Genomic DNA, 20188 nt, shown 5'->3' on the forward strand with positions numbered 1-20188 from the left:
TCTTTCGGATGACCTGGCGGGGGTCAATTCGGATCTGGTGCCCAGAAGAGGACTCGAACCTCCACGATGTTACTCGCTAGTACCTGAAACTAGTGCGTCTACCAATTCCGCCATCTGGGCAGTTTCTGCTTTTCAGCAAAGACTGCGAGTATACACAATTTGTCGCGATGGCCTGAAAAAAACGGGCCGCGCAGAAAAAATTTGGCACTGGTCCGGCTCTTGCCTGTCCGGTTGCGCCGGCCGTTCGATGCGGATTCGATCGGCAATGAAAAAAGCCACCGGAGACCGGTGGCTTGAATCGATTGACCCGGTAAAGGTCTGTTTAAACTTGGTGCCCAGAAGAGGACTCGAACCTCCACGATGTTACTCGCTAGTACCTGAAACTAGTGCGTCTACCAATTCCGCCATCTGGGCCCACGTAGTTGCAGAAGCAACTGCGTTTTGAATTTCAGGAAAGAAGGAGATCATATCAAAAATAACGTTACTTCCAGCGGCCTGCTGGATGAAATCGAAGGAACTGTTCAAGGACATCGCGACGGGCACGGCTTCGTGCAGCGCGACGACGGCGAGGCAGACATCTACCTGCCTCCGAACGAGATGCGCGCGGTGCTGCACAAGGACCGCGTCAAGGCGCGCATCGTGCGCCAGGACCGCCGTGGCCGCCCCGAGGGGCGCGTGGTGGAAATCGTCGAGCGCCCCGAGCAGCCCATCATCGGCCGCCTGTTGCACGAAGGCGGCATCTGGCTCGTGGCGCCGGAAGACAAGCGCTACGGCCAGGACGTCCTGATTCCCAAGGGGGCGACCGGCCCCGCGAAGGTGGGGCAGGTCGTGGTCGTGCAGCTCACCGAGCCGCCGGCGCTGTTCGGTCAGCCCGTGGGCCGTGTGAAAGAGGTGCTGGGCGAGATCGACGACCCCGGCATGGAGATCGAGATCGCCGTGCGCAAGTACGGCGTGCCGCACGAGTTTTCCGCGGAATGCCTGGCGGCTGCCAAGGCGTTGCCCGAGAAGGTCCGCCCCGCCGACAAGAAGGGCCGCGTCGACCTCACCGACATTCCTCTCGTCACCATCGACGGCGAGGATGCCCGCGACTTCGACGACGCCGTCTATTGCGAGCCCGCGAAGGTAGGCCGCGGCAAGGGCTGGCGCCTGCTGGTGGCCATTGCCGACGTCAGTGCCTATGTGCAGACCGGCTCGCCCATCGACATCGATGCCTACGACCGCGCCACCAGCGTCTACTTCCCGCGCCGCGTCATTCCGATGCTGCCCGAGAAGCTGTCGAACGGACTGTGCTCGCTCAACCCCGAGGTCGAGCGCCTGTGCATGGTGTGCGACATGCTGGTCGCGGCCGACGGCGAGATCTACGCCTACCAGTTCTATCCGGCCGTGATGTTCAGTCACGCGCGCTTCACGTACACCGAGGTGGCTGCCATCCTCGGCAACACGCGCGGCCCAGAGGCTGCGAAGCGCAAGGAGCGCGTCAAGGACCTGCTGAACCTCGCCGACGTCTACAAGGCGCTGCTCAAGCAGCGCGGCAAGCGCGGCGCTGTCGATTTCGAAACCACCGAGACCCAGATCATCTGCGACGAAGCCGGCCGCATCGAGAAGATCGTGCCTCGCACTCGCAACGAGGCGCATCGCCTGATCGAAGAGGCGATGCTCGCGGCCAACGTCTGCAGCGCCGACTTCATCGCTGAAGGCAAGCATCCAGGCCTGTACCGCGTGCACGAAGGTCCGACGCCCGAGAAGAAGGAAATCCTGCGCGGCTACCTGAAGGCCATGGGCGTGGGCTTGAGCATCACCGACGACCCGCGTCCGGGCGAGTTCCAGGCGATCGCAGAGGCCACCAAGGAGCGCCCCGACGCGCAGCAGATCCACACCATGCTGTTGCGCTCGATGCAGCAGGCGATCTATACGCCGATCAACAGCGGCCACTTCGGCCTGGCCTACGAGGCCTACACGCACTTCACCAGCCCGATCCGGCGCTATCCCGACCTGCTGGTGCATCGCGTGATCAAGGCGATCCTCGGCAAGACGCGCTACCAGCTGCCGATGCTGCCCACCCCCGGCGAGGCGCATGCGAAGCTGGCCAAGCGCTTGGCGTCGCGCGTGAAGGCGCCCACTGCAAAGCCGCAGAAGGCCACCGTCGCGCCCAGCAAGGAAGTGATGGCATGGGAGGCTGCTGGTCTGCATTGCAGCGCCAACGAGCGCCGTGCCGATGAGGCCAGCCGCGACGTCGAAGCCTGGCTCAAGTGCAAGTACATGCGCGAGCATCTCGGCGAGGAGTACGGCGGCGTGGTCACCGCGGCCACCACCTTCGGCATCTTCGTCACGCTCGATGCGATGTACGTCGAGGGCCTGGTGCACATCACCGAGCTCGGCGGCGAGTACTTCAAGTTCGACGAGATGCGCCAGGAGCTGCGCGGCGAGCGCACCGGCATCCGCTACGCCATCGGCACGCGGGTGCGCGTGCAGGTGAGCCGCGTCGACCTGGACGGCCGCAAGATCGACTTCCGTCTCGTGCGCGAAGGTGAAGAGCTCGCGGCCCGCGCCATGAAGGACAAGGGTGCGGCATCATCGGGAGTGCCGGTGAAGGCCTCGGCGAAGCGCAGTACGCGCCACAAGGCGGAAGCCGGCAAGGCCGAGCCGCGCGGCGAGCGACCCACCTCCACCACGGCCGGGGCGCAGTCGGCGATGCAGGCCTTCAAGTCTGCGGTGAAGAAGGCCGCCAGCAAGATGAAGGGCAAGGGGCGCAAGCCGCGCCGCTGACCGGGCCTCACACCATCGAACGAACCATCGACAACCGAAAAGAAAGAGACAGACAGCATGAGCGCTGAAGACAACAAGGGCCGTATCGCCATCGTCACGGGTGCGGGTTCCGGCATTGGCCGCGCCGCCGCGCTGGCGCTGCTGGGCGACGGCTGGAGCGTGGCGCTGGCGGGTCGCCGCCTCGAGCCGCTGGAGCAGGTTGCGGAAGAATCGGGCGCCGGCGCGCGCGCTTTCGCCGTGCCGACCGACGTGTCGAACGCAGACTCGGTGCAGGCCCTGTTCGCCGCCACCGTCGAGCGCTTCGGCCGTGTCGACCTGCTGTTCAACAACGCCGGCGTGGGCAACCCGCCGGGCCCGTTCGAGGACTGGACGCCCGAGCAGTGGCAGGGCGTGGTCGACATCAACCTCACCGGCATGTTCTTCTGCATCCAGCAGGCGTTCCGCACGATGAAGGCCCAGACGCCGATGGGCGGCCGCATCATCAACAACGGCTCGATCTCGGCCACGGCACCGCGTCCGAACTCGGCTGCCTACACGGCGACCAAGCATGCGGTCGAAGGGCTCACCAAGACCGCTTCGCTTGACGGCCGCAAGTACGACATCGCCGTCGGGCAGGTGGACGTGGGCAACGCCATGACCGAGCTGGCCGCACGCATGGCCAAGGGCGTGCCGCAGGCCAATGGCGAGCTCGCCATCGAACCGCTGATCGACGTCAAGATCGTCGGCCAGTCGGTGCTCTACATGGCGAACCTGCCGCTCGAAGCTAACGTGCTGTTCCACACCATCATGGCGACGAAGATGCCCTTCGTCGGGCGCGGCTGACGCCTCTCAATCGGATGCGCGGCGGGCCAGTGCGCCGGCCGTGAGCGGGGCTGCATCGGCCGGCCAGGTGTCGGCGATGCGGCCATGCAGCCAGACGGCTTCGCGCGCCGCGTCGAAAGCCGGTTTTCGCATGGCCAGGGCGGCACCGATCATTCCGGCCAGCACGTCGCCGGTGCCGGCGGTCGCCAGGCGGGCATTGCCGCTCAGGTTGATGACCGGCAGGGTATCGGCGCCGCCGGCAATGACGGTGCCCGAGCCCTTGAGCACCACCACCACATTGAAGCGCGCGGCGAGGTCGCGTGCTGCGGTCAGCCTGTCGCCCTGAACGTCGCCGACCGTGCAGTTCAGCAGGCGCGCGGCTTCCAGCGGATGCGGCGTGATCACGGTGGGGGCTCCGTCTCTGCCGCGTGATGACAGCTGCGTTTGCAGCGCACCATCGGCTGCGATCGCATTGAGTGCATCGGCGTCGAGCACCAGGGCGGCCGCCGTGTAGAGCACGTTCGGCAGCAGCTCGCGAACGGCTTCTCCGCCGCCGCAACCGCAGACCGCCGTCATGCCGGAAAGATCGAGCGTCCGTGCGTCGCGCAACATCAGTTCGGGCTGCGCGGTGTCGACGGGGGCTGCGTTCGGGTCGAGCAAGCCGACGAAGACGCGTCCCGCGCCGCCATGCAGCGCCGCCGAGCCGGCCAGCAATGCGGCTCCGGCCATGCCGGACGCTCCGCCGATCACCGCGACGTCGCCGTAGCTGCCCTTGTGCGATGCGTGGCTGCGCGGTTGCGAGTCGGGCGCTCCCGCGATCCGGGCCGTCGGCCGATCCTTGAATGCACCGCAGCCGAGGTCATCGAACCAGATCGTGCCTGCCGCGTCACGGCCCTGGGCGGTGAACAAGCCTGGCTTCAAGGTGAGAAAGGTGATGCAGGTGAGAGCCGATTCCCGCGGGTGGCTGGCGCCCTGGGGCAGAGTGCCCGTGTCCGCGTCCAGACCCGAGGGAACGTCCACGCAAAGTACCGGCTGGCTGCTGGAGTGCATCCGCGCCAGCCACTGCGCCATGGCGCCTTCGGGAGGCCGCGTCGATCCGATGCCGAGCAGCGCATCGATCGCCAGCTCATGGGCCGAAGGGGGCGTCGCGGCAAAGGTGACACCCGCATCGCGGGCGCGCTGAAGCGATGCCTTGGCGTCTGGCGGCAACCGGCCTTCTTCTCCCAGAAAGGTGACCACCGGAAAGAAGCCTCGATGCCGCAGCTGCGCGGCAGCTTCGAAGCCGTCGCCGCCGTTGTTCCCCGGCCCGCAGGCCACCCAGATGGTGCGTGCATGCGGCGCGATCGCCATCGCCAGCCGGGCGACCGCAAGACCCGCGCGCTGCATCAGCGTGTGGGCGGGCAGGGCGGCCGCAGCAGCCTGTTCGATGCGGCGCGTGGCGGCGATGTCGAACAGATCGGCAGCGGTGGCTGGGGTGATGCGTTGCATCGGCGCATTGTGCCGTCGGGCTGCGTTCCTATCATCCGGGGATGAACTTCAAGAGCGTCGGTTGGCTGCTTGCACTGCTTTTCGCTGCGCTCGCCTCCTTTGTGGCCGCGACATTGGCGTGGATTGCGGGCCTGGGCTGGGTTCTGGGCCTGATGTGCGCCGTGTGGGGTGCCTTCCTGCTGGCGGAATTCAAGCGATGGGAGCGACTGCGCGACATGGCCTGGGCGGCCAATGTCGGCTTCGGCTGCAGCGTGATCCGGTGGTTCGACGTGCCGGGCGAAGCCGCTTCCGGCCTGGCGCGCTGGGCACTGCTGGGTGCGGCTGCGCTCTGCCTGATCTTCTTCGCGGTGCTCGTTCCCGGCTTGCTGGGGTGGGCCGCTGGAAGGCTTCGGCCGCCACCCGAACCCGAGCTGCCCGTCGAGCAGCCGGCCAGCCCCGAGGCGCTGCGCCGCTGGGGCCCTAGAGACTGAGCCGCTCGACGCCGAGCCCTTCGAGGTCGATTCCCGGCTCCCGTCCGCCGATCAGGTCGCCCAGCACCCGCGCGCTGCCGCACGACAAGGCCCAGCCGCTCGATCCGTGGCCAAGGTTGAGCCACACGCCGGGTATGCCGCTGGCGCCCAGCACGGGTGGGCCGTCGGGCAGCATCGGTCGCGCACCTTTCCATTGCTGGATGCCGGATTGCAGCGTGGCGGCTCCCGGGAACCAGTCGTGCAGCACCTTGTAGAGCGTTTGCACGGCCGCGGGATTCATCGTGTCCAGCGAGCCGCCGATCTCGGCGCTGCCGGCCACGCGCACGCGCTGGCCGAGGCGGGAGATGGCGACCTTGTAGCGCTCGTCCATCACCGCGCTGCGCGGTGCGTTGAGCGGCTCGCGGATCGGCGCGCTCACCGAATGGCCGTAGACCGGCGCCATCGGAATGCGCAGACCCAGCGGGCGCAGCAGCGCCGCCGAGGCCAGGCCGGCGCAGACCACGACCGCGTCATAGCGAACCGGGTCGGAGCCGCTCGCCAGCGACAGCGAGGTGGGGGCGGCGCGGCTCAGCGGTGCGATGTCGCAGTTGAAGTGGAACTGCGCGCCGAAGGACTCGGCCTCCCACTTGAGCAGTAGCGCGAATTGGCGGCAGTTGGCCACCTCGTCCTCGGGCAGGTGGATGGCGCCCACCAGCGGGGTGTCGGGGTTGAGGGCCGGCTCGATCAAACGGGCTTCGTCGGCGTCGATTTCCTTGAAGACGCTGCCGGCCGCGCGCAGCACGTCCAGCCCGGGCTGCACCAGCTTCTTGTCGCGCTTGGAGCGCAGCAGCACCATGTAGCCGTCGCTGCGTTCGTAACTGAGTTCGCGGGCTTCGGTCACCTCGTGCAGCCGGTTGCGGCTGTAGAAGGCCAGGCGCTGCATGCGGGCGCGGTTGGCCAGGTAGGTCTCGAGCTTGCAGGCCTTCTGCCAGCGAGAGAGCCAGCCGAGGTCGCGCGAACCCAGCGGCCAGCGCAGCTTGATGGCGCCGTGAGAAGACAACAGGGAGCGCAGCACCTTGCCGCGCATGCCGGGGCCGGCCCATGGCGTGACGTATCCGGGGGCGACCACGCCGGCGTTGGCGAAGCTGGCTTCCTCGGCGGCAGCGCCGCGGCGCTCGAAGACGGTCACTTCATGGCCGTCGGAAACCAGTTCCCAGGCGGTGGTGACGCCGATGATGCCGGCGCCCACGATCGCGATTTTCATTGAGTGTTCAGGATGAGAGAGATGGCTGGCGCCCGCAGGAGCGGACGCGACGGCCTTTATTCTTGCAGCGCGCGCTCGGTCTGGAGCGCCATCGCGAGGATGGCGTCGTCGTGCAGCGCGGCGTGCCACAGCATCAGGCCCACCGGCAGTTCGCCGGCGGCGTGGCAGGGCAGGGAGATGGCGCAGCCGTCGAGCATGTTGACGATCGACGGATTGCGCAGCAGCAGGGCATTGACGCGGAAGAACTCCTCGTCGCGCTCGGCGCCCGGCGCCACGCTGGCGATGGGCGGCGCGGTGATGGGCACGGTCGGCGACAGCACCGCGTCGAACGGCGCGAGCGCGGCTTCGACGCGGGCGATCCAGTCGCGGCGGGCGTTGATCAGGTCGATGTATTCATGCGCCTTCATCGTGGCGCCGCGCAGGATGCGCTGGGCCACGCGAGGGTCGTAGCCCGCGCCGCTGCGCTCCAGCAGCAGACGGTGCCAGGCGTACGACTCGGCGGCCGAGAAACCGCCGGTGGCGTTGATGGCCGCCAGCTCCGCGAGCTCTGGCAGCTCGATTTCCACGATGCGGGCGCCAGCCGCGCGAAGTGTTTTCAGCGAGCGCTCGAAGGCAGCGGCCACCGGGGCTTCGATGCTGTCGAAGAACACGTTCTTCACCACAGCCAGCCTGTAGGCGGCCAGGGGCGCGTTGCCGGCTGTCACGCGGCGCGCGGCGAGGATTTCGTGCGCGGTGATGGCGTCGCGCACCGAGCGTGTCATGGCGCAGACAGTGTCCAGGGTGGTCGAGAGCGGCAGCGCGCCAGCCGCAGGCGTCAGCCGGGCCGTGTTCTTGAAGCCGACGATGCCGTTCAGGGCTGCGGGAATGCGGATCGAGCCGCCGGTATCGGAGCCCAGGCCGATGAATGCGGCCCCGCTGGCCACCGAGATCGCGGCGCCGGACGAAGAGCCGCCCGGAATGCGCGGCACGGCCGAGTCGCTCACGTTGGACGGCGTGCCGTGGTGCGGATTGACGCCGACGCCCGAGAAGGCGAACTCCGTCATGTTGGTTCGGCCGGTCAGCACGCCGCCTGCCGCGCGCAGCCGGGCTACGGCTGGCGAATCGGCCGTGGCGGCGGGGGCGTGGCTCAGAACGGCGGAACCGGCGGGCGTCGGCTGGCCTTCGACGTCGAACAGGTCTTTTGCCGTGAAGGCGAGGCCTGCCAGCCGGCTGCCTGGATCCGACGCAGCGGCGGCCTGACGGGCCTCGTCGAACATGGTGCTGGTGAATGCGTGGGCGCAGGCCGGGGACTCGGCGATTCCGATGGCACGCTCCATTTCGGTGCGTGCATCGGTGCCACCTGCCAGAAGGTCGAGACGGGCGGCGTGGAGGTCGTTCATTGGGAGGCTGCAGGTACCGTCGGGGGCGGCTGGTTCAGGGAAGGGGCGGCGGCCGTGCTATACTCTTTGGGTTTCGCTGGTCGAGCAACGGCTCCCGTTGCATCCAGCCAGACACATCCGCAAACCGGCCCAATCAAGGTGTTGTGACTCGATCCAAAGAGCGCAAAACGGGCTGGATTTTAGACCCAACCTTTGGAGTAATTTCAATGTCTACCACCATGCGCGAAATGCTGGAAGCAGGTGTCCATTTCGGTCACCAAACCCGCTTCTGGAACCCCAAGATGGCTCCGTACATCTTCGGCCATCGCAACAAGATCCACATCATCAACCTGGAAAAGTCGCTCCCGATGTTCCAGGATGCGATGAAGTACGCCAAGCAGCTCACCGCCAACCGCGGCACGATCCTGATGGTCGGCACGAAGCGGCAGGCCCGCGAAATCGTGGCGGCTGAAGCCCGTCGCGCCGGCGTGCCCTTCGTCGACACCCGTTGGCTCGGCGGCATGCTGACCAACTTCAAGACGGTCAAGACCTCGATCAAGCGCCTGAAGGACATGAAGGCCCAGCAGGAAGCCGGTCTCGACAGTCTGAGCAAGAAAGAGCAGCTCACGTTCACGCGTGAAATCGAGAAGCTCGAGAAGGACATCGGCGGTATCCAGGACATGGCTGCGCTGCCCGACGCCATCTTCGTGATCGACGTGGGCTTCCACAAGATCGCCGTGGCCGAAGCCAAGAAGCTCGGCATTCCGCTGATCGGCGTGGTGGACTCCAACCATTCGCCCGAAGGTATCGACTACGTGATCCCCGGTAACGACGACTCGTCGAAGGCCGTCACGCTGTATGCCCGCGGCATCGCCGATGCGATCATCGAAGGCCGTAACAGCGCCACCGGCGACGTGGTCAAGGCCATCGCCGAAGGTAACGACGAATTCGTCGAAGTCGAAGAGGGCGCTTCGGCCTGATTGGCACGCCCGCGAGCCTGAAGAAGGGGCTTTGGTGCCCCTTTTTTTTAACCTGATTTTTGAATTCACGGAGATACAAAATGGCTGCAATCACCGCAAGCATGGTCGGCGAGCTGCGCGCGAAGACCGACGCACCGATGATGGAATGCAAGAAGGCCCTGACCGAGGCCGATGGCAACATGGAAAAGGCCGAAGAGCTGCTGCGCATCAAGCTCGGCAACAAGGCTGGGAAGGCGTCGAGCCGCATCACCGCCGAAGGCGTCGTGGCCGCGTACGTTGCCGGTGACACCGGCGCCATGATCGAAGTCAACTGCGAAACCGACTTCGTCTCGAAGAACGACAGCTTCCTGGCCCTGGTCAATGCCGCCGCCAAGCTGATCGCCGAGAAGAACCCGGCCGACATCGCCGCGCTGGGCGCCCTGGCCTACGAGCAGGATGGCTTCGGCCCCACGCTCGAAGACGTGCGCAAGGGCCTGATCGGCAAGATCGGCGAGAACATGAGCTTCCGCCGCTTCAAGCGCTTCGCCGGCAACGGCAAGCTGGCCTCGTACCTGCACGGCACGCGCATCGGCGTGATGGTCGAGTTCGAAGGTGACGACACCGCCGCCAAGGACGTCGCGATGCACATCGCCGCCATGAAGCCCGTGTCGGTCGCCGCGTCGGACGTGCCTGCCGAGCTGATCGAGAAAGAGCGTGCCGTGGCTGCCGGCAAGGCGGAAGAAGACCGCAAGACGGCCGAAGCCGAAGGCAAGAAGCCGCAGCCGGCCGACATCGTTGCCAAGCGCATCGAAGGCGGCGTGCAGAAGTTCCTCAAGGAAGTCTCGCTGCACAACCAGCCGTTCGTGAAGAACGACAAGCAGACCGTCGAGCAGATGCTCAAGGCCGTCAACACCACGATCAAGGGCTTCACCCTGTACGTGGTGGGTGAAGGCATTGAGAAGAAAGTTGACGACTTCGCAGCAGAGGTCGCCGCGCAAGTCGCCGCAGCCAAGGCTGCCGCTTAAGCCTTTACGGCTCCAACGACGGTGCGTTCGCGCGCACCGTCGTTTTTTCATCGCCACGTTTTACACTCGTCTCGCCCAAACCAAAGGAAATTGCCCATGTCTGATGCCCGCCCAGCCCACAAGCGAATCTTGTTGAAGCTGTCGGGAGAGGCATTGATGGGCGACGATGCCTTCGGCATCAACCGCGCGACCATCGTGCGCATGGTGCAGGAGGTTGCCGAGGTCGTGAACATGGGCGTCGAGGTGGCGGTCGTGATCGGCGGCGGCAACATCTTCCGCGGCGTCGCGGGCGGTTCGGTCGGCATGGACCGCGCCACCGCCGACTACATGGGCATGCTGGCCACGGTCATGAATTCGCTGGCCCTGGCCGATGCGATGGACAAGCAGGGCCTTGTGGCCCGCGTGATGTCCGCCATCGCCATCGAGCAGGTGGTCGAGCCCTATGTGCGTCCCAAGGCCCTGCAGTACCTCGAAGAGGGCAAGGTCGTGGTGTTCGCGGCCGGCACGGGTAATCCGTTCTTCACCACCGATACGGCCGCCGCGCTGCGCGGTGCCGAGATCGGCGCCGAGCTGGTGCTAAAGGCGACCAAGGTCGATGGCGTCTATACCGCCGACCCCAAGACCAATCCCGACGCAACGCGCTACGCCACGCTGACCTTCGACGAGGCGATCGCGAAGAATCTCGGCATCATGGACGCCACGGCCTTCGCGCTGTGTCGCGACCAGAAGCTGCCGATCAAGGTGTTCTCGATCTTCAAGAATGGTGCGCTCAAGCGCGTCGTCATGGGCGAGGACGAAGGCACGCTGGTGCATGCCTAGGAGTATTTGAGATGACCATTGCAGACATCCGCAATGCGACCGACGCGAAGATGAACCAGTCGCTCGCCGCATTCCAGAACAACCTCACCAAGATCCGTACGGGCCGAGCCAATTCCGCGCTGCTCGATTCCGTCCACGTCGAGTACTACGGCTCGCAAGTGCCGTTGAGCCAGGTGGCCAACGTGTCGGTGCTCGATTCGCGCACCATCAGCGTCCAGCCCTGGGAAAAGGGCATGGGCGCCAAGATCGAGAAGGCCATCCGCGAAAGCGACCTGGGCCTGAATCCCGCTTCGATGGGCGACCTGATTCGCGTGCCGCTGCCCGCCATGAGCGAAGAGCGCCGCAAGGAAATGACCAAGCTCGTCCGCAACGAAGGCGAAAGCGCCAAGATCGCCACGCGCAACCTGCGCCGCGACGCGAACGAGTCGGTCAAGAAGCTGGTCAAGGAAAAGCTGGCGTCGGAAGACGACCAGAAGCGCGCCGAAGCCGAGATCCAGAAGGTCACCGACCGCCACATCGCGGAAATCGACCGCCTGGTAGCGGCCAAGGAAGCGGAGATCATGGCCGTTTGAGGCCTGCCATGGCCTCTTCAGCGCCGCACATTCCCCACCACGTTGCCATCGTGATGGACGGCAACGGTCGCTGGGCGACGCGGCGCTTCCTGCCCCGCATCGCGGGGCACAAGCAGGGCGTCGAGTCGTTGCGCCGCTGCGTCAAGGCCTGCGTCGAGCGCGGCGTGGCCGTGCTCACTGTGTTCGCGTTCTCGTCCGAGAACTGGAATCGTCCTGTCGAGGAGGTTTCCGGGCTCATGGAGCTGATGGTCGGCGCGCTTGCCCGTGAGGTGCCCAAGCTCAGCGCCGACGGCGTTCGGCTTCATTTCGTCGGCGAACGCGCGGGCCTGTCGCCCAAGATGGTGAACGGCCTGCTCGACGCCGAAGCCGCCACCGCGCACAACACCCGGCTGGTGCTCAACGTCTGCTTCAACTACGGCGGCCGATGGGACATCGCGCAGGCCGCTGCAAAGCTCGCCGCGCAGGGCGAGGCGATCACCGAGCTTAGTCTCGATCGCGCCATGGCGCTGGCCCACGTGCCCGATCCCGACCTGTTCATCCGCACTGGCGGCGAGCAGCGTCTGTCCAATTTCCTGCTCTGGCAGAGTGCCTACGCCGAGCTTTTCTTCAGCGACAAGCTGTGGCCCGAATTCGACGAAGCTGCGCTGGACGAGGCGATTGCCGCGTTCCAGGGCCGCGAGCGGCGCTTCGGCCAGACCTCGGCGCAAGTCTCATCCACTGCCGCGGCCTGAAGGCGCGGGAACCTTTTCCGCATGCTCAAGCAACGCATCATCACGGCGATCGTGCTCCTCGCGATCCTGCTGCCGGCGCTGTTCTACCCAAGCTACATACCCTTCGGCTGCGTCATGCTGGTGTTGATCGGCGCCGCCGCCTGGGAGTGGGGGCGACTGAACGGCTACGGACAGGAGCTGTCGCTGTTCCTCGGCGCCGAGACCGTGGTGCTGTGTGCGCTCTCCTGGTGGCTCGGGCTGCTGGAGAAGCCGCTATTCCTGATGTGGACCCTGGCCAGCGCGGCCTGGGTGCTGGGCGGCGCTGCGCTGCTGCGCGTGGCCGTGCCGGGCTGGCCCCGCATTCCGCGCGGACTGCGGCTGGTCGGTGGCCTGCTGGCGCTGTGGGTGGCGTGGCTTGCCGCAGTGCAGGCACGGATGATTGGCATCAACTTCCTGCTGTCGATCCTCGTGCTGGTGTGGGTTGCCGACGTGTTCGCCTATTTCGCCGGCCGCGCCTTCGGCCTCAGGTTCACCCGCAACAAGCTCGCACCCTCGATCAGTCCCGGCAAGAGCTGGGAAGGCGTGTGGGGCGGCATGATCGGCGTGGTGGTGCTGGCATTCGCCTGGGTCTGGGCCGACAAGGCTGCGGGCGCCACGGTGGCCAGCCTGTATACCCGTCTCAACGAGCGGGGCTGGTGGCTGCTGCTGCTCGCCGCGTTGTTCCTCTCGGCCATGAGCGTCGTGGGCGACCTCGTCGAATCTCTCATCAAGCGCAGCGCCGGCGCCAAGGACAGCAGCCGGCTGCTGCCCGGCCACGGCGGCGTCCTCGACCGCGTGGATGCCCTCTTGCCGGCGCTCCCCATTGCCATGATGCTGGCTTTCCTGTGAACTTTTCCAGAAAACAACGCGTGACGGTGCTCGGCTCGACCGGTTCGGTCGGTGTGAGCACGCTCGACGTCATTTCGCGCCACCCCGAGCGTTTCGAGGTGTTCGCGCTTTCCGCGGCGACCAAGGTTGATGAACTGCTGGCGCAGTGCGCGCAGTTCTCGCCGAAGTTCGCCGTGATGGCCAGTGCACCGCATGCAGCGGTGCTGGCCGAGAAACTGAAGCAAAACGGCCTGAAGACGGTCGTCCTGATGGGCGACGATGCTCTCGAAACGATAGCATCCCACGAAGAAGCCGATTCCGTGATGGCCGCGATTGTCGGCGCAGCGGGCCTCGGGCCCTGCCTGGCCGCGGCGCGTGCCGGCAAGCGCCTTCTGCTGGCCAACAAAGAGGCGCTCGTGGTCGGCGGCGAGCTCTTCATGCGCACTGTGCGCGAGGGCGGTGCGACGCTGCTGCCCATCGACAGCGAGCATTCCGCCATCTTCCAATCGCTGCCCGAAGACCCGTCCACCTGGGCGCGGCGCATCGACAAGATCATCCTGACGGCGTCCGGCGGCCCTTTCCGCACGCGCGCGCCGGAAACCCTGAGCGCTGTCACGCCCGAGCAGGCTTGCGCCCATCCGAACTGGGTGATGGGGCGCAAGATTTCGGTCGACTCGGCCACGATGATGAACAAGGCGCTCGAAGTCATCGAGGCGCGCCACCTGTTCGGCGTGTCGCCGGAGCAGATCGAGGTCGTCATCCATCCGCAGAGCGTGGTGCATTCGATGGTGCAGTTCACCGACGCCTCGGTCATTGCCCAACTCGGCACGCCCGACATGAAGGTGCCGATCGCGGTGGGCCTGGCCTGGCCCGAGCGCATCGAAAGCGGTGCAGCACGGCTCGACTTCCGCCAGATGGGCTCGCTGACCTTCGAATCACCCGACGCGGCGCTCTTCCCGGGACTGGACCTTGCCTGGCACGCGCTTCGCGCTGCCCCGGGAACGACGGCGGTGCTCAATGCCGCCAACGAGGTCGCAGTTGAAGCATTCCTTAACCGCCGGCTGCGTTTTGATTGCATACATGCGGTGAACATGGAAACTTTGGAAAGAGTCGCTCCCTCCAAGCCGGCATCGTTGGCCGACCTGCTGGCGATCGACGCCAGCGCCCGTGCGGCGGCCAATGCCGCGGCGCTTCGCTTCGCTGCCTGACGCCTCCCCCGGAAACCAAGGACTCCGATGCTGCTTACTGTCATAGCCTTTGTGGTTGCGCTCGGTGTCCTGATCGCGGTGCACGAATACGGCCACTATCGCGTGGCGGTGGCTTGCGGTGTCAAGGTGGAGCGTTTCTCCGTCGGCTTCGGCAAGGCGCTGGTCCGCTGGCAGCCGAAGCGGCAGCACCCGGGGCAGCAGACCGAGTTCGTCATCGGTGCATTCCCCTTCGGCGGCTACGTGAAGATGCTCGACGGGCGTGAAGGCCCCGTCGCACCCGAAGAGCGTCATCGCGCCTTCAATACCCAGCCGCTGCGCTCGCGCGCGGCCATCGTGGCCGCCGGCCCCATTGCCAATCTGCTGCTGGCAGTGGCGCTCTACACAGCCGTCAACTGGATCGGGGTGCAGGAGCCGGTCGCCACGCTGGCGCGGCCGGTGGCAGCCTCCCTGGCTGAGGCTGCGGGCTTGCGGGGCGGCGAACACATCACGCGGGCGGGTTTCGACGGCGATCTGTCGCCGGTCCAGTCCTTCGAGGACCTGCGCTGGCGCATGACGCGCGGCGCGCTCGACGGGCACGACCTGACACTCGAGGTCGCAGGCGAGGCCGGCCGGCCGGTGCGCCAGCTGGTGCTTCCGCTGAGCCGGATGCAGGCGAAGGACGCCGATCCGCAGATGTTTCGCAAGATCGGCGTGCTGGCTCCCCTGACCCGGCCCGAGATCGGCGAGGTCATGAAGGGCAGTGCGGCCGAGGCAGCGGGGCTGCACAACGGCGACGTCGTGCGCGCCATCGGCGGCACGGAGATCATCGACGGGCAGCAGTTGCGCGAGGCCATCCGTGCATCCGTGGACGGCGACCAGCCCCGCGTGCAGGCCTGGCAGATCGACCGCGGCGGTCGCTCGCTCGTCATCGACGTGAAGCCCGAGGTGCGGGAAGAGGGCGGCGCCAAGGTGGGACGCGTCGGCGCGTATGTCGGCGCACCGCCCGAAATGGTGACCGTGCGCCAGGGCCTGGTCGATGGCGTATGGCGCGGCGTGGTGCGCACCTGGGAGGTGTCTGCGCTGACCGTGCGCATGATGGGCAAGATGGTGATCGGCGAGGCTTCGCTCAAGAACCTGAGCGGCCCGCTCACGATCGCTGACTACGCGGGCAAGTCCGCAAGCCTCGGTTTCACCCAGTATCTGGTCTTCCTGGCGCTCATCAGCGTGAGCCTTGGGGTGCTCAATCTCATGCCGCTGCCGGTCCTCGATGGGGGACACCTGATGTATTATCTTTGGGAGGGCCTGACCGGCAAGAGCGTCTCTGACGCCTGGATGGAACGGCTTCAGCGCGGGGGCGTAGCCCTTCTGCTGGTCATGATGTCGGTCGCACTCTTCAACGACGTCACGCGGCTCTTTGGTTAACTTTCTGCCGGCCCTTTCCGTGCCGGCTCAATTCACAGATGAACAAAAAACTCAGTCGCTTTCGCCTGCGTAGCGTTGCTGCGGTGGTTGCCAGTGCGCTTGCGGCTACGGCCGCCTGGGCCGTCGAGCCTTTTACGGTGCGCGACATCCGCGTCGAGGGCCTGCAACGCGTCGAAGCCGGCACGATCTTCGCGTCGCTGCCGCTGCGAGTGGGCGATACCTACAGCGACGAGCGTGGTTCCGCCGCGATCCGCGCGCTGTTCGATCTGGGTTTGTTCAAGGACGTGCGCATCGACGTGAACGGCAACGTGCTGGTCGTCATCGTCGAGGAGCGTCCTACCATTGCCGACGTCGACTTCGTCGGCACCAAGGAATTCGACAAGGCCGCGCTGCAGAAGGCGCTGCGCGAGGTCGGCCTGACCGAAGGGCGTCCCTACGACAAGGCGCTGGCCGACCGTGCAGAGCAGGAGCTCAAGCGCCAGTACGTGAGCCGCAGCCTCTACAACGCGCAGGTCGTGACCACCGTCACGCCCATGGAGCGCAACCGCGTCAACCTGACCTTCACCGTGACCGAAGGCGAGTCGGCCCGCATCCGCGAAGTGCATGTGGTCGGCAACAAGGCCTTCAGCGAATCGACGTTGCTGAGCCTGTTCGACCAGGACAGCGGCGGCTTCATGAGCTGGTACACGAAGTCGAACCAGTATTCGCGCGCCAAGCTCAACGCCGACCTCGAGACCCTGCGCTCGTACTACATCACGCGCGGCTACCTCGAGTTCCGCATCGATTCGACCCAGGTCGCCATCTCTCCGGACCGCAAGGACCTGACGGTGACCGTGAACATCACCGAAGGCGAGAAGTTCGTGGTGTCCAGCGTCAAGCTCGACGGCAACTACCTCGGCCGCGACGACGAGTTCAAGTCGCTCATCACCATCAAGCCGGGCGAGCCGTACAACGGCGAGCAGGTCACCGAGACCACCAAGGCCTTCAACGACTACTTCGGCACCTTCGGCTACGCCTTCGCACGCGTGCAGGCGCGCCCCGAGATTGACCGCGCCAACAACCGCGTGGCCCTCACGCTGCAGGCCGAGCCCTCGCGCCGCGTGTACGTGCGCCGCGTTTCCGTGGGTGGCAACAACAAGACCCGCGACGAAGTGATCCGCCGCGAATTCCGCCAGTACGAAGCCTCCTGGTACGACGGCGACAAGATCAAGCTTTCCCGCGACCGCGTGGACCGCCTGGGCTTCTTCAACGAAGTGAACGTCGATACGCAGGAAGTGCCGGGCTCGCCCGACCAGGTGGACCTGACCGTCAACGTGACCGAAAAGCCCACCGGCAGCCTGCAGCTCGGCGCCGGCTACTCGAGCGCGGAGAAGGTCGCACTGACCTTCGGCATCTCGCAGGAAAACGTGTTCGGCTCGGGCAACTTCCTGGGCGTGCAGGTCAACACCAGCAAATACAACCGTACGCTGTCGCTGACGACCACCGATCCTTACTTCACGCCGGACGGCATCTCGCGCACGTTCAGCGTCTATCACACCACGACGCGCCCCTATCAAACGTCCACCGACGGCGACTACAAGCTCGTGAACCAGGGCGCTTCGGTTCGTTTCGGTGTGCCGTTCAGCGAAGTCGATACCGTTTTCTTCGGCGTCGGCATCGAGCGCTATGCGTTCGACCCGAACAGTTCGACCGCATTCTCCGGCCTGTATACGCCGCCGTCGTATCTCAACTACTTCCAGTGCAAGAAGGACCCCACGGGCCTGCTGGTGGTCAGCTGCGACCAGAAGAGCGTTTGGGGTGTTCCGCTGAGTATCGGCTGGGGCCGGGACAGCCGCGACAGCGCGCTGGTGCCGACCTCCGGCCGCGTGCAGCGCGCCAACCTCGAGTTGGGTGCTGCCGGCGACATGAAGTACGTCAAGACGAGCTATCAGTACCAGCAGTTCTTCCCGATCAACAAGCAGTACACCTTCTCGATCAACGGCGAAGTCGGCTATGCCAAGGCGCTCGGCGGCAAGGTCTACCCGATCTTCAAGAATTTCTATGCGGGCGGCCTGGGTTCGGTGCGCGGCTTCGAGCAGAACTCGCTGGGTCCGCGTGACGCACCGCTGTTCCTCCAGAGCGAAGGTGCGGCCCTCGGCGGCACGAAGAAGGCGATCTTCAATGCGGAACTGAGCACCCCGTTCCCTGGTGCCGGCAATGACCGCACGCTGCGCCTGTACGGCTTCTTCGACGTCGGTAACGTCTTCGGTTCGCGTGCTGCCGGTGTCACCGACGAGCAATGGAAGGCCGAGAAGAAGCTGCGCGCGTCGGTTGGCCTGGGCGTCAGCTGGATCTCGCCGCTGGGCCCGCTGCGTCTGGCGTACGCCTTCCCGATCAAGTCCCAGAAGGAAGTGGGGCAACCGTTCACGGCAGGCTATATCCCGAAGGATAGAATTCAGCGCCTCCAATTCCAGATCGGAACGTCTTTCTAAATGAAGCATTTGATTCGCGCCGCGGCAGGCGCGTTGTTGATCCCCGCTTTTGCGCTCGCTGTGGCGCCCGCGCAAGCGCAGGCTCAGGAAACCTTTCGCATCGGTTTTGTGAACCCGGACCGCGTGCTGCGCGAAGCCCAGCCGGCCAAGAACGCCCAGGCAAAGCTCGAGGCGGAGTTCCTGAAGCGAGAAAAGGACCTGACCGCACAGGGTGATGCCCTGAAGGCCGCTTCGGAGAAGTTCGAGCGCGAGGCGCCCACGCTGTCCGAAAGCCAGCGGACTACCCGCCAGCGTTCGCTGGTCGACCAGGACCGCGACTTTCAGCGCAAGCGCCGTGAATTCCAGGAAGACCTGAATGCTCGCAAGAACGAAGAGCTCCAGCAGGTCTACGAGCGTGCCAACCGCGTGGTGAAGCAGGTCGCCGAGGCCGAGAAGTACGACGCCATCCTGCAGGAAGCGATCTACATCAATCCGAAGCACGACATCACCGACAAGGTGATCAAGGCGCTGAACGCGTCCGTGGCTTCTCCTGCCCCCGCGGCCGGCAAGTAACGCCGCGAACCGGCGTGTCACTGCAGCTCGGAGCCATTGTCGACGCCCTCGGGGGCGAGCTTCATGGCGATTCGGCGCTGTCCATCGAGCGGCTCGCGCCGCTGCAGAATGCGCAGCCCGATGCGCTCAGCTTCCTGAGCCATCCCAAATACCAGCAGGAGCTGGCGGCCTCGAAGGCTGCCTGCGTGATCGTATCGCCCGCCATGCGGGATGCGGCAGCGGCGCGCGGGGCTTTCATCGTCACGCCCGATCCGTATCTCTACTTTGCCCGCCTCACGCAGCTCTGGAAGGCGCACCATGCCCGTCCGGAGCCTGACCGAATCCATCCCAGCGCAGTGATCCACTCCGAGGCGCAGGTCGACGCCACGGCACGCATCGGCGCGCTGTGCGTGGTGGAGCGGGGCGCGCGCATCGGTGCGGGCACCGTACTGAAGTCGCGCGTGACGGTCAGCGAGGACTGCATCGTCGGCGATCGCTGCCTGCTCCACCCGGGCGTGGTCATTGGCGCCGACGGCTTCGGCCTGGCGCCGCACGAGGGGCGCTGGGTCAAGATCGAGCAGCTGGGAGCGGTGCGCATCGGCAACGACGTCGAGATCGGTGCCAACACCTGCATCGACCGGGGCGCGCTCGACGACACCGTGATCGAAGACGGGGTCAAGCTCGACAACCTGATCCAGATCGGCCACAACGTGCGGGTCGGCAAGAACACCGCCATGGCGGGCTGCGTCGGCGTGGCCGGCAGCGCGACCATCGGCGCCAACTGCACGTTCGGCGGCGGCGCCATCGTGCTGGGGCATCTGACGGTGGCCGACGGCGTGCATGTGTCGGCTGCGACCGTGGTCACCCGTTCCATTCATAAGGCCGGCCAATACACCGGTATGTTTCCCATCGATGACAATGCGAGCTGGGAAAAGAACGCTGCAACCCTCAAGCAGTTGCACAGCCTGCGCGAACGACTGAAGGCGCTGGAGAAGGCTCCCTCGAAAAAATGACGACGATGCAGGAACAGAAAATCATGACGACGACGCTCGATATCCATCAAATCCTCAAGCTGCTGCCTCACCGCTACCCGTTCCTGCTGGTGGACCGCGTGCTGGACATGGAAAAGGGCAAGCGCATCACGGCGCTCAAGAACGTGACGATGAACGAGCCGTTCTTCAACGGCCACTTCCCGCACCGTCCGGTGATGCCGGGCGTGCTGATGCTCGAGGCCATGGCCCAGGCCGCGGCGCTGCTGTCGTTCCATTCGCTCGACATCGTGCCGGACGACAACACCGTCTACTACTTCGCGGCCATCGATGGCGCGCGCTTCAAGCGCCCCGTGGAGCCCGGTGACCAGCTGACGCTCGAAGTCGAGATCGAGCGCATGAAGGCGGGCATTTCCAAGTTCAAGGGCCGCGCCCTGGTGGGCAGCGAACTCGCCTGCGAGGCTTCGCTGATGTGCGCCATGCGCCAGATCAGCTGACACGCCCGCAGCA

The 20188-nt window shown here is 65.8% G+C and carries 18 protein-coding genes and 2 tRNA genes; 15 read left to right on the forward strand and 5 right to left on the reverse strand.

The features are described 5' to 3' along the window. Nucleotides 1–35: 35 nt before the first annotated feature. Together EJP69_RS01240 and EJP69_RS01245 are read right to left on the reverse strand one after the other, a co-directional pair. Nucleotides 36–120 (reverse strand) — tRNA-Leu (locus tag EJP69_RS01240). A gap of 209 nt (nt 121–329) precedes the next feature. After that, a tRNA-Leu gene (locus EJP69_RS01245) sits at nt 330–414 on the reverse strand. 81 nt (nt 415–495) lie between these two features. Between EJP69_RS01245 and rnr the strand changes: the two genes are divergently transcribed. Both rnr and EJP69_RS01255 read left to right on the forward strand, forming a co-directional pair. Next, nucleotides 496–2766 carry a ribonuclease R gene (gene rnr, locus EJP69_RS01250; protein ID WP_240652065.1) on the forward strand — a complete coding sequence of 757 codons (2271 nt, stop codon included), beginning with the start codon at nt 496–498 and terminating at the stop codon, nt 2764–2766. Nucleotides 2767–2823: 57 nt separating this feature from the next. Further along, nucleotides 2824–3588 (forward strand): SDR family oxidoreductase, encoded by a 765-nt coding sequence (locus EJP69_RS01255; RefSeq protein WP_093202368.1) that lies wholly within the window; start codon nt 2824–2826, stop codon nt 3586–3588. A gap of 6 nt (nt 3589–3594) precedes the next feature. Here the strand turns inward: EJP69_RS01255 and EJP69_RS01260 are convergent, their stop codons facing one another. Beyond that, nucleotides 3595–5055, reverse strand: coding sequence for an NAD(P)H-hydrate dehydratase (locus EJP69_RS01260; RefSeq protein ID WP_126468470.1), 1461 nt, complete (start codon nt 5053–5055; stop codon nt 3595–3597). 41 nt (nt 5056–5096) lie between these two features. Here EJP69_RS01260 and EJP69_RS01265 point away from each other — a divergent pair, with 41 nt between their 5' ends. Beyond that, complete coding sequence (locus tag EJP69_RS01265; RefSeq protein WP_126468471.1) at nt 5097–5525, forward strand: hypothetical protein; 429 nt, start codon at nt 5097–5099, stop codon at nt 5523–5525. Here the strand turns inward: EJP69_RS01265 and EJP69_RS01270 are convergent. Both EJP69_RS01270 and EJP69_RS01275 read right to left on the reverse strand, forming a co-directional pair. Continuing rightward, nucleotides 5515–6768, reverse strand: a complete 1254-nt coding sequence (locus EJP69_RS01270) for a D-amino acid dehydrogenase (RefSeq protein ID WP_093202360.1) — start codon at nt 6766–6768, stop codon at nt 5515–5517. The two genes, EJP69_RS01265 and EJP69_RS01270, sit on opposite strands and share 11 nt — an antisense overlap. Nucleotides 6769–6824: 56 nt before the next feature. Next, on the reverse strand, nt 6825–8147 hold the full coding sequence (locus EJP69_RS01275; protein ID WP_126468472.1) for an amidase: 1323 nt from the start codon (nt 8145–8147) through the stop codon (nt 6825–6827). 206 nt (nt 8148–8353) lie between these two features. On the opposite strand from EJP69_RS01275, the gene rpsB reads away from it, so the two are divergent. The 12 genes from rpsB to fabZ all read left to right on the forward strand — a co-directional run bounded on the left by rpsB (nt 8354) and on the right by fabZ (nt 20175). Next, on the forward strand, nt 8354–9106 hold the full coding sequence (rpsB, locus tag EJP69_RS01280) for a 30S ribosomal protein S2 (RefSeq protein ID WP_093202355.1): 753 nt from the start codon (nt 8354–8356) through the stop codon (nt 9104–9106). Nucleotides 9107–9186: 80 nt separating this feature from the next. Then, nucleotides 9187–10110 (forward strand): translation elongation factor Ts, encoded by a 924-nt coding sequence (gene tsf, locus EJP69_RS01285; RefSeq protein WP_093202352.1) that lies wholly within the window; start codon nt 9187–9189, stop codon nt 10108–10110. A gap of 96 nt (nt 10111–10206) precedes the next feature. Beyond that, entirely contained in the window at nt 10207–10929 is a 723-nt protein-coding gene (gene pyrH / locus EJP69_RS01290) for a UMP kinase (RefSeq protein WP_093202350.1), read from the forward strand. Between the two features lie 11 nt (nt 10930–10940). Further along, nucleotides 10941–11501 carry a ribosome recycling factor gene (frr, locus tag EJP69_RS01295; protein ID WP_093202347.1) on the forward strand — a complete coding sequence of 187 codons (561 nt, stop codon included), beginning with the start codon at nt 10941–10943 and terminating at the stop codon, nt 11499–11501. A gap of 8 nt (nt 11502–11509) precedes the next feature. Then, nucleotides 11510–12232 (forward strand): polyprenyl diphosphate synthase, encoded by a 723-nt coding sequence (uppS, locus tag EJP69_RS01300; RefSeq protein WP_126468473.1) that lies wholly within the window; start codon nt 11510–11512, stop codon nt 12230–12232. Between the two features lie 21 nt (nt 12233–12253). Continuing rightward, nucleotides 12254–13099 carry a phosphatidate cytidylyltransferase gene (locus EJP69_RS01305; protein ID WP_126468474.1) on the forward strand — a complete coding sequence of 282 codons (846 nt, stop codon included), beginning with the start codon at nt 12254–12256 and terminating at the stop codon, nt 13097–13099. A gap of 26 nt (nt 13100–13125) precedes the next feature. Then, nucleotides 13126–14286 (forward strand): 1-deoxy-D-xylulose-5-phosphate reductoisomerase, encoded by a 1161-nt coding sequence (ispC, locus tag EJP69_RS01310; protein WP_420824199.1) that lies wholly within the window; start codon nt 13126–13128, stop codon nt 14284–14286. A 27-nt stretch (nt 14287–14313) separates the two neighbouring features. Further along, nucleotides 14314–15687, forward strand: a complete 1374-nt coding sequence (rseP, locus tag EJP69_RS01315; RefSeq protein WP_126468475.1) for an RIP metalloprotease RseP — start codon at nt 14314–14316, stop codon at nt 15685–15687. 38 nt (nt 15688–15725) lie between these two features. Beyond that, on the forward strand, nt 15726–18158 hold the full coding sequence (gene bamA, locus EJP69_RS01320) for an outer membrane protein assembly factor BamA (protein WP_093202334.1): 2433 nt from the start codon (nt 15726–15728) through the stop codon (nt 18156–18158). Next, the gene (locus EJP69_RS01325; RefSeq protein WP_093202332.1) at nt 18159–18710 is read left to right on the forward strand and encodes an OmpH/Skp family outer membrane protein; all 552 of its coding nucleotides are present in this window, start codon (nt 18159–18161) and stop codon (nt 18708–18710) included. Between the two features lie 14 nt (nt 18711–18724). Further along, complete coding sequence (gene lpxD / locus EJP69_RS01330) at nt 18725–19702, forward strand: UDP-3-O-(3-hydroxymyristoyl)glucosamine N-acyltransferase (protein WP_126468476.1); 978 nt, start codon at nt 18725–18727, stop codon at nt 19700–19702. Between the two features lie 23 nt (nt 19703–19725). Beyond that, on the forward strand, nt 19726–20175 hold the full coding sequence (gene fabZ / locus EJP69_RS01335; protein WP_093202918.1) for a 3-hydroxyacyl-ACP dehydratase FabZ: 450 nt from the start codon (nt 19726–19728) through the stop codon (nt 20173–20175). The last annotated feature ends 13 nt before the right edge of the window (nt 20176–20188 follow it).

The organism is Variovorax gossypii (assembly GCF_003965815.1).
In the GTDB taxonomy this organism is placed as follows: domain Bacteria; phylum Pseudomonadota; class Gammaproteobacteria; order Burkholderiales; family Burkholderiaceae_C; genus Variovorax; species Variovorax gossypii.